The sequence below is a fragment of the Rossellomorea yichunensis genome (assembly GCF_032337515.1).
Lineage (GTDB): Bacteria > Bacillota > Bacilli > Bacillales > Bacillaceae_B > Rossellomorea > Rossellomorea yichunensis.
Genome location: NZ_JAVYAD010000007.1, coordinates 138,908 through 151,644, shown reverse-complemented (window position 1 = coordinate 151,644; position 12,737 = coordinate 138,908). Strand labels below are relative to the sequence as shown.

The 12,737-nt window shown below is 42.6% G+C and carries 13 protein-coding genes; 5 read left to right on the top strand and 8 right to left on the bottom strand.

From position 1 onward, the window contains the following. Positions 1-49 precede the first annotated feature (49 nt). Positions 50-334: a DNA-binding protein gene (locus RSX31_RS19045; RefSeq protein ID WP_315635681.1), complete on the top strand. Its 285-nt coding sequence runs from the start codon at positions 50-52 to the stop codon at positions 332-334. 88 nt (positions 335-422) lie between these two features. On the opposite strand, the gene RSX31_RS19040 is transcribed toward RSX31_RS19045, so the two are convergent. From RSX31_RS19040 to RSX31_RS19020, 5 genes are all read right to left on the bottom strand, one after another. Beyond that, positions 423-1,841: an NAD-dependent succinate-semialdehyde dehydrogenase gene (locus RSX31_RS19040; RefSeq protein ID WP_315635680.1), complete on the bottom strand. Its 1,419-nt coding sequence runs from the start codon at positions 1,839-1,841 to the stop codon at positions 423-425. A gap of 20 nt (positions 1,842-1,861) precedes the next feature. Beyond that, positions 1,862-3,250, bottom strand: a complete 1,389-nt coding sequence (locus RSX31_RS19035; protein ID WP_315635679.1) for a hypothetical protein — start codon at positions 3,248-3,250, stop codon at positions 1,862-1,864. A 51-nt stretch (positions 3,251-3,301) separates the two neighbouring features. Continuing rightward, positions 3,302-4,450 carry an iron-containing alcohol dehydrogenase gene (locus tag RSX31_RS19030; RefSeq protein WP_315635678.1) on the bottom strand — a complete coding sequence of 383 codons (1,149 nt, stop codon included), beginning with the start codon at positions 4,448-4,450 and terminating at the stop codon, positions 3,302-3,304. A gap of 163 nt (positions 4,451-4,613) precedes the next feature. Beyond that, positions 4,614-6,215 (bottom strand): sigma 54-interacting transcriptional regulator, encoded by a 1,602-nt coding sequence (locus tag RSX31_RS19025; RefSeq protein ID WP_315635677.1) that lies wholly within the window; start codon positions 6,213-6,215, stop codon positions 4,614-4,616. 287 nt (positions 6,216-6,502) lie between these two features. After that, the gene (locus RSX31_RS19020) at positions 6,503-7,480 is read right to left on the bottom strand and encodes a DUF4003 family protein (protein WP_315635676.1); all 978 of its coding nucleotides are present in this window, start codon (positions 7,478-7,480) and stop codon (positions 6,503-6,505) included. A 138-nt stretch (positions 7,481-7,618) separates the two neighbouring features. On the opposite strand from RSX31_RS19020, the gene RSX31_RS19015 reads away from it, so the two are divergent. Both RSX31_RS19015 and RSX31_RS19010 read left to right on the top strand, forming a co-directional pair. Next, positions 7,619-7,828, top strand: a complete 210-nt coding sequence (locus RSX31_RS19015) for a helix-turn-helix transcriptional regulator (RefSeq protein ID WP_315635675.1) — start codon at positions 7,619-7,621, stop codon at positions 7,826-7,828. Continuing rightward, a complete protein-coding gene (locus tag RSX31_RS19010) occupies positions 7,828-8,196 on the top strand; it encodes a permease (protein WP_262371798.1) in 369 nt (122 codons plus the stop codon). Before RSX31_RS19015 ends, RSX31_RS19010 begins: the two co-directional genes overlap by 1 nt. A gap of 41 nt (positions 8,197-8,237) precedes the next feature. Here RSX31_RS19010 and RSX31_RS19005 read toward each other — a convergent pair whose 3' ends face one another. The 3 genes from RSX31_RS19005 to RSX31_RS18995 all read right to left on the bottom strand — a co-directional run bounded on the left by RSX31_RS19005 (position 8,238) and on the right by RSX31_RS18995 (position 10,607). Then, a complete protein-coding gene (locus RSX31_RS19005; RefSeq protein WP_148994412.1) occupies positions 8,238-9,716 on the bottom strand; it encodes a flavin monoamine oxidase family protein in 1,479 nt (492 codons plus the stop codon). Between the two features lie 147 nt (positions 9,717-9,863). After that, positions 9,864-10,181, bottom strand: a complete 318-nt coding sequence (locus tag RSX31_RS19000) for an ArsR/SmtB family transcription factor (protein ID WP_315635674.1) — start codon at positions 10,179-10,181, stop codon at positions 9,864-9,866. After that, entirely contained in the window at positions 10,182-10,607 is a 426-nt protein-coding gene (locus RSX31_RS18995; protein ID WP_315635673.1) for an SRPBCC family protein, read from the bottom strand. Between the two features lie 311 nt (positions 10,608-10,918). Here RSX31_RS18995 and RSX31_RS18990 point away from each other — a divergent pair, with 311 nt between their 5' ends. Both RSX31_RS18990 and RSX31_RS18985 read left to right on the top strand, forming a co-directional pair. Next, positions 10,919-11,770 (top strand): AraC family transcriptional regulator, encoded by an 852-nt coding sequence (locus tag RSX31_RS18990; RefSeq protein ID WP_315635829.1) that lies wholly within the window; start codon positions 10,919-10,921, stop codon positions 11,768-11,770. 165 nt (positions 11,771-11,935) lie between these two features. After that, entirely contained in the window at positions 11,936-12,712 is a 777-nt protein-coding gene (locus RSX31_RS18985; protein ID WP_315635672.1) for an SRPBCC domain-containing protein, read from the top strand. The last annotated feature ends 25 nt before the right edge of the window (positions 12,713-12,737 follow it).

Below are 12,737 nucleotides of genomic sequence, written 5' to 3'. Positions count from 1 at the left end.
AGTTTAAACGTATGTAAGGTACAGATTCGTAGAAAAGGGGAGTTTTAGAATGGATATTAGCTTTTTCTGGATAGCAGCAGGGCTTGCGGCATTAGGATATTTTATTGGGGATGGGTTAAAGAACTTTGGTAACCCGAAAGCAAGCTTCTCAGATTATCCGACTCTAGTAAAAGAAAAAGATTTGCATTTGCACGTGGGCCTAAGTAAAGAAGAAGTCAGTGAATTGCTACACAAATTTCCCGAGGCTCCAAAAGTGGAGTTGAAGGGGATGACTTATTATCCTTATCAGAGGTTTATGGAGTGGATGTCGTCTGGTGAGATTTATAAAAAGTAATAGGGAGAGGGAAAATTATCACTTTGTAAATTGTATTTTTACCTTGAGCACCAAAAAAAGGCACGCAGATGAAGCGTGCCTTTTGCTCTTACAACCCGACGGAAATATACTTGACCTCCAAATACTCTTCGATCCCATGATGTCCGCCTTCACGGCCAAGTCCGCTTTGTTTGAATCCGCCGAATGGGGCTTGTGGAGTGGATGGCATGCCATCATTCAATCCGACGATTCCATATTCCAGTTGCTCACTGATCCGGATTCCCTTCGTCATATTCTCTGTGAATACATAGGCAGCGAGACCATAGATGGAATCATTAGCCCGCCCGATCGCTTCATCTTCCGTTTTAAAAGTGGTGATGGGAGCGACTGGACCGAATGTTTCATCTTTCATGCAAAGCATGTCATCAGTTACGTTAGTAAGAACAGTTGGTTCAAAATATAACCCACCTTTTCCTTTGCCGCCATAGGCAATGGAAGATCCTTTGTTTACAGCATCTTCTACGTGTTTCTGGACTTTCTCGATTGCATTTTCATCAATTAATGGGCCGATATCGACACCTTCTTCAAGACCGTTTCCTACTTTTAAATCCTTCACTTTTTCCACAAGTTTTTCCGTGAACGAATCCACGATGGATTCATGAACATAGACACGGTTGGAGCAGACGCAGGTTTGACCGGCATTTCTGAACTTCGAGGCAATGACCCCATCTACGGCTTTCTCTAGATCAGAGTCGTCCATCACGATCACAGGGGCATGTCCTCCGAGCTCCAACGATATTTTCTTGACGGTGTCAGCTGAACCTTTCATCAAGACCTTCCCGACTTCCGTTGATCCCGTGAATGTCAGTTTCCGTACACGTGTGTCTTCCATCCACGCTTCCCCGATGGATTTCGAATCACCTGTCACCACGTTGATGACTCCTTTAGGGATGCCGGCTTCTTCTGCAAGTTCCGCCATTTTTAAAGCCGTCAAAGGGGTTTGGTTTGCCGGTTTAATCACGACCGTACAGCCGGTGGCGAGTGCCGGTGCAACCTTACGTGTGATCATCGCAGCAGGGAAGTTCCATGGTGTGATGACGGCTACGACCCCGACAGGCTGCTTATGGACGAATAATCGCTTGTTTCGCTGAGTTGCCGGAATTTGTTCACCGTATACACGCTTTCCTTCTTCGGCGTACCAGGAGATGAAGCCGTTGGCATATTGGATTTCACCAAGTGCTTCCTTTAGTGGTTTCCCTTGCTCCATGGTCATGGTCCGGGCAAGGTCCTCTTTATTCTCATCAATTAAATCATACCATTTTCGAATTAGTTCACTTCGTTCGTATGCAGAGTATTGGGACCAGTCCTTGAATGCACCATAAGCCGCGTCCACAGCGCTGGCAGCTTCTTTTTTGCCTCCGTTCGGGATAGTGGCAATGACCTCTGAAGTGGCGGGATTGGTCACATCCCTTTTCGAAAGATCCGATCCTATTTGTTCTCCGTTGATGATCATATTGTAGTGTTGCATAGTGTTCCTCCTTTTGATATTTATGATATTTTCTTGGCATCTTTATTTTCCAGATCTTTTGTAAAAATTTCATCGTTCTCACCGGTGAAGAATTTTTTACCGTAAATCAAAAAGCACAACAAAATTCCAACTGCGAAGGCCCAAGTAGCACCTTTGGTGGCGAGTACTGCCCCTATAACTCCGGCAATGCCAAGGTCACGGTGACTGCGGGATTCTAATATCCCTACGCGAACGCTTACATAACCTTGGATCAGTAAAGTCAAGGCAAGGGCGATCCCTAGAATTGGTTGTACTAAACTTACAATAGGGAGAAGTAAGAGTCCAGTATTTGTACCCCATCTGAAGGATCCAGAACCTCCAAATATAGAATGCATAGCTTTCTTACCTTCTTTAAATCGTTCAATTACGACAACTTGCATGGCTGCCCATAGTGGACCTGCCATTGTGACATCAGGACCAAGTATACTCATAATGGTGTTGCGTCCACCGAAGACCATATGGGCACGATTCGGATTGTAATCGATCTTTTCATCACGACGCACATCGTCCGCTTCTTCGATAAGCGCTTTACTTTGTAAAACGTCTCCGAATAGGACGATATAGGCGGCTAATACAGTAGGCAAGGCTGTTACAAATAGCATTGCCGGAGGGAAACCGAGCCCAAAGATGGTGTATTCACTCCAAAGTGTACCGAAATCAGGATTAATGAGCCCCCACTCAATCGTTGGCCAAGGTGCTTCTCCAAAGAGAGGTGCGATGATAACAGCGAGAATAATAATCGGAAAGATTCCCAGTTTTCCAATAAGCCCCCATAGTGCACTTTTGGCTTTCAGTTGATTGAAATGTTGAGAGAATATAATATAAAAGGCGATCCCTACTGCTATGGAAATGGTCCATGGAAAGCTTTCGAAACGTCCACCAACCTGGAAGACAGAAATGATTGCTGCAAATCCTGCTCCTAAGATCACCCCGGATTTAATAGCCGGAGGAACGAATGTAACGACTTTTTTGGCTAATCCTGTCACCCCTAACAGGATGGAAAGTAAGCCAAGTGTAAGCTGGAAGGCGACTAGTGCATGCACACGTTCCGGTCCTTCGGGAAATGCTGATACATATGCCATGATTAATGGTATCGCTGGTGTGATCCATCCAGGAACGACGGGATCGCCTAGTAAGTGATGAGTTAAATAGAGAATTCCATTCAACAGTACAACGGCTAATGCGACTTCAAAAGGCATGCCCAGAAGTTCAATCATTAATGGAATCGCAGCTAAATCTACTGCACACATTAGCAAACCTTGGACATAATCCGGCCATTCAAATTTGTAGTGAATAAACGGGAGTCTTAATTTAAAAGGTCCCATTGGAATATATGGTGATTCCTCACCATCTTTTCGATTTCTCCACATCCTATATACCCCTTTTCTTATTTTGATAACAATGAACTGAATTCCTTCATATTAATAAGCAGTTTGATAGATTTGTTCAATTTCACTTTTGTTTAACTGACGTGGGTTATTGTTTAATAGTCTTTCAATCTTGCTTGCATCTTCAGCCATATCAGAAAGTGCCGTTTCCGGAATATCAAAGGAGCGTAATCCAGTCGGGATATTGACTGCGGTACATAATCGCTTCATGGCATTCACGGCTTTATCTGCTGCTTCTGCGTCCGATAAGGAGCGAACGTTTTCGCCTAGTGCTGCCGCAATGTCCCTGAAGCGCTCCATGCAGGCAATTTTATTCCATTCCATGACATAGGGTAGCAGGAGAGCATTACTGACTCCATGAGGAATATGATAGCGGCCGCCTAAAGGATAGGCGAGTGCGTGAACGGCACCGACTCCAGCATTACCAAAAGCCATACCGGCCATTAAGCTTGCAGTCGCCATTTTTTCACGGGCTTCCAAATGGTTAGGATTGGCGTATGCTTTTGGCAGATTCTCTGAAATCATTCGTATCGCATAAATGGCCAAGGCATCTGTTATGGGTGAAGCGTGAACCGAGATATATGCTTCAATGGCATGAACCAATGCGTCCACTCCGCTTGCTGCTGTGACTGAAGGCGGCATGGTCAGCGTCATTTCCGGTGCCACAATCGCCACATCAGGAAGCAAGTAGTCACTCACGATTCCTTTCTTGAGCTGAGCTTCTGTGTCAGAAAGGATCGATATATTCGTTACTTCTGAACCTGTTCCAGCAGTTGTCGGTAGAGTGATGATAGGTGCGCCTTTTTGTGGAACAAGGTCTGTACCGAGCAGTTCTGACAGGCTGCCATCAAAACCTGCGTATACAGATACACTTTTTGCGATATCGATTGCACTTCCACCGCCGATAGCAATCAAGCCATCATGATTCCCTTCTATGAAAACTTTCGTGCAATCTTCCACAATAGAGAGCTCAGGGTCAGGTTTAACGCCTGTGAATATTCCGTAAGTAAGCCCTTTCAAAAATGGGGTGATTTGATCAACCACCCCGACTTTTTGGAGGACTTCATCTGTGACGATTAATGGGTTTTGAATTTGGAGGCGCTGGATTTCGTCGGGTAAAACTTCTGTTGCTCCTTTTCCTGTCACCAATTTGTTAGCAATTTTAAAAGTTGAGATTGTCATGAAAAGTATCTCCTTTCGATTCGTATATAAAAAAAGAATGCAAGTTCTGTGCCAACTTTCTGAAAAATGGGAATAGAAGGGGGAACGCTTTAGTGGGTGTCAAAAAATGGTCAAATCCGATTATAAAAATAATCAAAAAAGAGAGCTTTGATTCGAAAAGTAATCAAAGCTCCCATTTCTTCATTTTTTGGACAATCGTGGATTGGCTGACTTCGAGAATTTCGGCTGCTTTTCTCGTTGTTTTATATTTACGTATTGCATTGGTGATCAATTGTTTCTCTACTCGATCCACGGCTTCTTTTAAAGGAAGAATTTCTCCTTCATAAAATGCGTCTGGTTTCTTGAGGGATTCACTTAATTCAGCTGGGAGATCTTCACGTCCGATTGTTTCTAAAGTAGTAATAACGACTAAGCGCTCAATCAAATTTTTTAATTCTCGAATATTACCAGGCCAATCGTATTCATGTAAACAATCCAATGCCTCAATGCTCATCACTTTACTTGATCCATATTCATCATTGAAGCTTTGTAAAAAGTGTTGAGAAAGCGGTATGATTTCTTCACGACGCTGACGCAGGGAAGGGATTTGAACTGGAACGACGTTTAAACGGTAATATAAGTCTTCTCGAAATTCCCCTATTTCCACTAAGTTCTTAATGTTTTTATGAGAAGCAGCGATGATGCGAACATTAATTTGTTTGAGTTTTGAAGAACCAATGGGAATGAACGCTTGATCTTCAATGACCTTTAATAGTTTTACTTGAAGCTCCAAAGGAAGATCACCGATTTCATCAAGGAATAACGTGCCATTATCCGCCACTTCCAGCAATCCTTTTTTTCCTTTAGATAAAGCACCGGTGAAAGCACCTGATTCATAGCCGAATAATTCTGCCTCTATTAAACTAGGAGGGAAGGCTCCACAGTTAAGCTCTAGAAAACTACCGGTCGACCGATTCGAATGCTCGTGTATGTATTTTGCAATCATCGTTTTCCCAACACCGGTTTCCCCCTGCAAGAGGACTTTTACATCGGTTTTGGCTACTCGATTAATGGTGGTGAAAACCTTCTTCATCCTTTCGCTGGAATAGATGGATGACTTCTCTGCTTCATTAGAAAACGTAGCATTCGAACTTTGGCGGAGGTTCTTTAGTTCTTGCAGCTCATCAATTTGCAGTTTTAATTTTAACAGTTCGGTGATATCACGAACACTGTTTACAACGTATAAGATTTCATCGTCATCATTGAAAATCGGTGTGCCGGACACGATAATTTTTCTTCCATTGTGAATGGACTGCATCAATGTAATCGGTCTTTTTTCTTTCAAGACCTGGATGGAGGCAGACTTGGATATATATCCAGCCTTTATGAGCTCTTCCATATGATAACCGATAAGTTGCTCGGATTTGAGGTCCGCTATTCTTTCATAGGATTTGTTTACCTTGACCGTAATACCATTTCCATCTGTAATAAAGACCCCATCATAAAGGGAATTGATTATATCATTGAAAACAGGACTTTCAAGTAGCTCACTATATTGATTTTTCTTCAACCGTATCTTTGGAGGAGAATGATGGAACATTATTTTCTTGAGAATTTCACCAATCGATTCCCCGAGATGACCATCATGAAAAATAGTATTCATATCATCAAGCGTAAGAATTCCGACAATCTCATCCTCATGATTCACAACCTCCAGAGCATCCACCCCAGATTCTGAAAATAATTCAATCGCACGATCCACCTCATCTGAAACAAGCAGCTTCATACACAATCCCCTCCCATTCAACATGCTACTTCGTTAACTCTATTCTACACTAAAGTGATGAGGGACGGACCTTCACTTCCCACGGACCTGGCTGTTAAGGAGTGTTTAATTATTATCACTCTGAGTGAGCAAGGGCTGAAGGATGCTTATGCATTGAGTGCTCAGGGGAAGATTATGATACGTAATAGATAGAGGATGAGGGACGGACCTTTGGAGGTCCGTCCCTCATTTTTTCTCATTTCACTTGTGAATCTTTTATTTTCTCTTGTTGATCAATCGGATCCATATCACGAATCTCCACCCGCGGTTGTCACGGAAACAGTCGAAATGGTTGCAATCATCGTTGCTTGCTGAGCTTGTATGAGTGTCTCAATGGCTGTCGATAAACTCGCCTGCATTACAGTAGAATTCTCAATCTTATCACTGATCAAAAGGTTCACGGCCATCATCAAATTAAGATCTTTGTGCCATTTGAAGTGCTTTTCAGAGTTAAGTTCTTCCCAGACATCCTTTACTTGATTCACCAGGTTCAAGTCGGCATTTACAAAAGATAGTAGAGCGATTTGGGGATAGAACATCGCCTTCGTCTTGATGCCTGCTTGCTTCATGATATCAAACAAATAGTTGCAGCGGCTGACAAGCTCATCTTGAGACGCTTCATCGTGTAGGGAAAGAATGTGACTCATGCTTTGCAGATCATTCCCTTTCCTGAATCCGGAATCGTTCAATTTCGTATAGAAACCTTCAATCTTATAGATCAACTCACTCTGATCACCTTCTCTTTGAGCAAGCAGAGTGGCAAAGGGATAATCACTATGCCCGGTTAAAAAGAAATGTTGTGCTCTCATTTCTTTATAAACCTTCATTGCATGATTGGGCAGGTCTGTACTGTAATCATCATTCGAAAGCAGGGTCATGGCTGCTATATAGGTGAACGTTCCTCTTGAAAATCCAGCTTCTACTAAAGAATCATATAAGACAAGGAATTCATGAAATTTTGCTTCCGGCGTTTCACAGCGTGTATCAAGCATCGCCGCAAAAGTAAATCGGATTTCATGCTTTAACGTCGAAAATGCACCTACTTCATTTTTAATATAATCACTGATCTCTACAAAACGGTCGAGGTCAAAAGCTCGTTCATTTGTTACGTACAATGAAGCGACCATCATTAAAGAACGTGAATCTGATACCTTCCAGCGCAATCGCTTCTTTAATTTTGAATAAATTTCCCTATATTCCTTCACTTTACTCATTACATCTTCCATCCAGTTCACATCCCTTATTTTGTTAGTTAGTAGGATATACGTTTGAATGGTAAAAAAGTTTCGTTAGAAAGATGTAAAGGGAACTTGACGTAAAGTTTCTTTTACATTATGATATGGAAATATAAGGAGGTATCCTTCTTGAAAAATAAACTAGTAGAATACCGGAAGACGTTTGGATACTCACAGGAAAGATTGGCGGCTAAGTTAGGGGTATCAAGGCAAACCATCATTTCAATTGAAAAAGGGAAGTATAACCCTTCTTTGACTCTGGCTTTTCAGCTGGCAAATGTATTTGAAACGTCAATTGAAAAGGTTTTTGTATATGAAGAGAAAGGGGATAAGAAATAGTGCTAACAAAAGGATATCTGATTTTAGGTTGGGTTCTTGCCTTACAGACTGCTTTCTTGTTCTTTGTCGGCATAACGGCAGAAGAATTTCCATATTTTGCTCTTACTCCCATGTCCTTGACTGTTTTGAGTTTTTGCATGCATTATCTATATCCACAGTTCAAGCAAAAGGATGAGCGGATGAAGGTGATCAGGGAGAAGGGGATCTTTTACTCGTATTTCGCCATCCTACTCTATCACCTTATTTTTATGACGGTTCTGCAATTCGACATGATCCAACTGACTGCAATAAATCTACTGAATATCATGACCAGCCTCATCATCATGACCGTATTCATCTCAATGGTCATTATGGCGAAGATCTACTAAATAGGAGGGACGGACCTATGATTTGAAGGTCCGTCCCTCCTTCAGTCCGTTCTGTTATTGACCTCATAGGCCGCACGGATGGCGGATTCGATTGCCCCTTCCACCCAGCCGTGGAAAGGGGATGTGTGCTCACCGGCAAAGTGGATGCGGTGTTCTGGTAAGTACAGATGGTCAGAAAAGTCCGAAGCCTGGTTGGGAGCGAATAGGGTAAAGCAACCTGCGGAAAACTGGTTTTCTCCCCAGCTGTAAGAAGCACCTTTAGAAAATTCTTTGTAAACCTGATTGCCATATATCTTATAAAGTCCCTGGAGTGCTTCACGAATCCGTTCATCCTCAGGCAAGCTGTTCCACAGATTTGCATTTTGTCCCCAGCTGTAACTGCCGAGCATGACACCCGGGCCGGCTACTCCTATATTATGGCTAGGACGGTACGTATACCGGATGGGAAGATCTGTTATGATATTTCCAATTTTAAAGGTTTCCCAGAACTTTGATTTAAACTCCAATCCGATCTTTACAGACGACACATAATTCAGTTCCCGTATCGCCTTCCATTTTTGAAAGGAGATCGATTCATGGGGGTAGACATCAATAAATTGAAAAACAGAGTATGGAACCGTAACGATGGTGTAATCCCCTTGAAAACGATGAAAACGGTTTGTGGTGCGGTCTCTCACTATGACTTCAACACCGTCATCCTTCTGAAAGATCCCATGGACTTTTTGTGAATAGAGGATGTTTTGCTGGAGTTCTGGCAAAAAGGAGTATGGAAGTTTATCATTCCCTCCATCAATTTCATAAAACTTTAATTTATCATTGAAAACCGTACGGACAATGTCCAGGAGAATATCAACGAATGCTAGTTCCGGGAACCCTTCAATGCCCAAGAGGACCTTTACGATCCGGATGGCTTCCGGGGAAAGGGACGTTCCGATCGGATTGAATCGTAAGAAGACATCGAATGAATAATGATCAAACTTGATTCGCAGCCGTTCTTGTTCTTCTGGGCTTGCTTTTTCGTACAAGTCTAAAAATGGCCTTACAGCTGACGATAGTAATTCAATGGCCGTTTTCCCCTGTTCTTCAGGAGGTAAAGGGTAATTGAAAATATCAGGGTTCGTGTTGTAATTGGAATCTGTCGTTTGAATTCCATTCACGAGATAGAGATCGCTCTTATTAATAAACTCATTTGTTGGTAAGTTGAATTTACGAATATATTCGAATACTAAATCATGTGTTTCCGGGAATCGCATAGCACCTACATCGAGGTATTGTCCTTCTGAAAAAGGCTGCCGCAACGTATATACCCTTCCGCCTATGCGATCATTTCCTTCGAGGATCGTAACGTTATGACCTGCTTTTTTCAAAAGGGAGCCTGCGACAAGACCGGCCATACCTGCCCCAATAATGATCACATTCTTTGGTTCCTGTTTGGGAGCCAAACCATTTTTTACGATGGATACCATGTCATCTGGATAAGAAAGATCACCATAATTGTGATTATCAGCTCTATTCCTCATTTCATTCTCCCCCTTAAGCCGAAGCCACACTACTTATATATATGATTGAAGAGAATGAGAATAGACGGTTTAAATGTAGTTCCTATTCTCTAACTTGTAAAAAATAAACAGGGACGGACCTTGAGAAAGGTCCGTCCCTGTTTGTGATCAATCTTCGTCTTCGACAAGATATTTAAGCTTGGACAACTTGTTGGTCCAAAACTGCTCATAATACGCTAACCAGTCCTTTAGTTCTGCCAACGGCTCAGGCTGCAGGCGATAGATCTTCTCCCTGCCCACTTTTTTTCCATATACCAATTCGGCTTCAGAAAGAATGGTGAGATGTTTCGCTATGGCGGTACGGCTCATAGGAAAGTGAGAGGTCAGAGCCGAAATGGGCATTTCTTTTTCAGAGAGTAGTCGAAGGACTTCCCGGCGGGTCGGGTCAGCAATCGCTTGAAACACATCATGTTTAACAGCAGACATTTAACTTTCTACAACCTTTTTCAGCTTCTCACCCACAATGCCAACCCAACCGTTGGACATCCTGTCGCGGATGACAGAGCTTTTTTCATGAGCTTTTGAAACAACGGCATCATCATGCTTCCAACCGCCATGGATAAGCGTAAATTCTGTTTGATCTCCTACCTCTTTTAAAAGAAAAGAAACCACCCATCCATCTGTATCCCATGAAAAAGACAGCTTATGAGGGGGATCTAGCTCCAATACCTTGCAAGGGGAAGGTCCAAAAGGGGATTGAATATGGAATTCATGTCCAACCTCAGGTTCAAAATCATTGGGCATGAGCCAAGAGGAAATCCCATCTGACGTAGAAACTGCGTCCCATACCTTTTGGATGGGAGCGTTGAATAGAACGATTTGTTTAATATCTTCTAATTGATTTGATTTCATGAACGTCTCCTGCTTTCTTTAGGAATAAGTAACACCAATTGGTTTTGTTTTTTATGATATAACACCATATGGTTTCATGTCAATGTGTTTAAATCAAAAAAGGAGGATATAGATGGACGTTTGTAGAAGTAGAGTCTCGGCATATAAAATTAGAGTAGTTTGTAGTATATGTTTTGCAGGTGAGATTTAATCGATAAACACGGTGGTCCTATCATCATATAGCCACCGGTCACACAAAAGCACAGAATGACAGGATGACTCAAATTGAGAATGATACATTTAGATAGCGGGAAGGAGAAACTCGAGTGGAAATGCTGCACAGGATGAATGATTGCATTCAGTATATAGAGGACAACTTGGACGGGGAAGTCAGGATGGAAGAACTTGCCCGGTTGTCACTCAGTTCGAAGTTTCACTTTCAAAGGCTGTTTTCTCTTGTAACCGGGTATACAGTGGCTGATTATGTCCGGAAGAGAAGGCTCACATTAGCCGCCCAGGAACTGATCAACCAGAATGCAAAGGTCATTGACGTTGCTTTCAAGTACGGATATGAAACACCGGAATCCTTCTCGAAAGCCTTTCGGAAGGCCCATGGAGTTTCGCCGTCCCAAGTAAGGGAAGCCGGGACATCATTGAAGGCATTTCCGCGAATATCCTTCCAAATACAGCTTAAAGGAGAAGTCGAAATGGATTATAAAATTGTAGATAGAGAAGCATTTCAAGTGATTGGAAAAGGAAAAAGAGTTTCTACCTGTAACGGTGAGAATTTAAAAGACATACCTGCATTTTGGGATGAAGTGAACACGACTGACTTAGACAGGTTGATTTGTGAAGCAGCAGGAAATAACGAGATGCTGGGGATCTGTATGGAGTTTGACCATCCTAATGAAGAGTTCACCTATTTTATCGGGGCGGAGAAAAAGAGTGAGGAAGACCGTTCTTTGGAGGTAAAAGAGATTCCGGCTGCGACCTGGGCTGTCTTTGAATCTGTCGGTCCGATGCCACATGCAATCCAAGGAGTATGGAAGCGAATCTACTCTGAATGGTTTCCCTCTACCGGGTATGAACATGGCGGAGGGCCGGAGTTTGAATTGTACCCTCCTGGAAACCCGAATGACGAGAATTATCGCTGTGAGATTTGGATTCCGATAATGAAGAAATAAGGTTAGACAGCCCCTTTGCGGATGACGTAAAGGGGCTTTTCGTATGAAGAAGCTGCATAGTTTTTATTCGCTCTTGACCCACTCTTGCTTATCATGTTACTATAAAGTCACATATTACATGTGACCAATCATTCACATGTAAAACACAATGAAAGGATCGTTAATATGAAGGACGAACTTTCCACATTATTTAAGGCGCTGGGCCACCCGATAAGAAGGGAGATCCTGGACCTGTTGAAACAGTCAGCAAAAACAACCGGTGAACTGAATGAGCATTTTCCCGAGGTGACAAGATATGCGATTATGAAACATTTGACGATCTTGGAGGAAGGAAATTTAGTGGTGGTGAAGCGGGAAGGCAAGTATAGACGGAATTATCTTAACGCGGTTCCAATGCAGGAAATGCACAATCGGTGGGTAGGAAAGTATATGGAGTCTACCGCCAATTCGCTGTTAAAGTTACGGGCATTGGCAGAAAACAAAGGAGGAGAAGAAGGAATGGAACAAAGTAAAGTTTTTCGTATTGAGCAAGAAGTGATGATAGACGCACCAAGGGAACATGTATTTAAAGCGTTAACCGAGCAAGCGGGGGATTGGTGGGAGTTTAAATTGGCTCCTGAGGGAGTAAGTTCACAATTCACATTCGATCCTGTACCTGGCGGGCAATTTATTGAGAAATGGCGTGAAAATGAAGGGGCTCTGTGGGGAACGGTGTATTACGTAAACGCTCCGGAAGAAATCCGTCTTCACGGGCAGCTTGGCATGCAAGGCGCAGTCAATAGTGCTTATACGTATAGGCTCGTTGAAAAAGGTGAATCCACTTTACTTCAATTATCCCATGCTGCTTCAGGAGTCATCGAAGACGATTGGGAAGAAAAACATTCTGAAGGATGGAAATATCTGCTTGGCACACTTCTGAAAAATTATGTTGAATCGAAATAATAATTAGGGATTAAATATAGTGGCA

Excerpts from the sequence above, each read along its gene's own strand:
- RSX31_RS18990 (WP_315635829.1), top strand. The coding sequence starts at position 10,919 with ATGCTGCACAGGATGAATGATTGCATTCAGTATATAGAGGACAACTTG.
- RSX31_RS18995 (WP_315635673.1), bottom strand. The coding sequence starts at position 10,607 with ATGAAATCAAATCAATTAGAAGATATTAAACAAATCGTTCTATTCAAC.
- RSX31_RS19000 (WP_315635674.1), bottom strand. The coding sequence starts at position 10,181 with ATGTCTGCTGTTAAACATGATGTGTTTCAAGCGATTGCTGACCCGACC.
- RSX31_RS19035 (WP_315635679.1), bottom strand. The coding sequence starts at position 3,250 with ATGTGGAGAAATCGAAAAGATGGTGAGGAATCACCATATATTCCAATG.
- RSX31_RS18985 (WP_315635672.1), top strand. The coding sequence starts at position 11,936 with ATGAAGGACGAACTTTCCACATTATTTAAGGCGCTGGGCCACCCGATA.
- RSX31_RS19040 (WP_315635680.1), bottom strand. The coding sequence starts at position 1,841 with ATGCAACACTACAATATGATCATCAACGGAGAACAAATAGGATCGGAT.
- RSX31_RS19045 (WP_315635681.1), top strand. The coding sequence starts at position 50 with ATGGATATTAGCTTTTTCTGGATAGCAGCAGGGCTTGCGGCATTAGGA.
- RSX31_RS19030 (WP_315635678.1), bottom strand. The coding sequence starts at position 4,450 with ATGACAATCTCAACTTTTAAAATTGCTAACAAATTGGTGACAGGAAAA.
- RSX31_RS19025 (WP_315635677.1), bottom strand. The coding sequence starts at position 6,215 with ATGAAGCTGCTTGTTTCAGATGAGGTGGATCGTGCGATTGAATTATTT.
- RSX31_RS19020 (WP_315635676.1), bottom strand. The coding sequence starts at position 7,480 with ATGGAAGATGTAATGAGTAAAGTGAAGGAATATAGGGAAATTTATTCA.
- RSX31_RS19005 (WP_148994412.1), bottom strand. The coding sequence starts at position 9,716 with ATGAGGAATAGAGCTGATAATCACAATTATGGTGATCTTTCTTATCCA.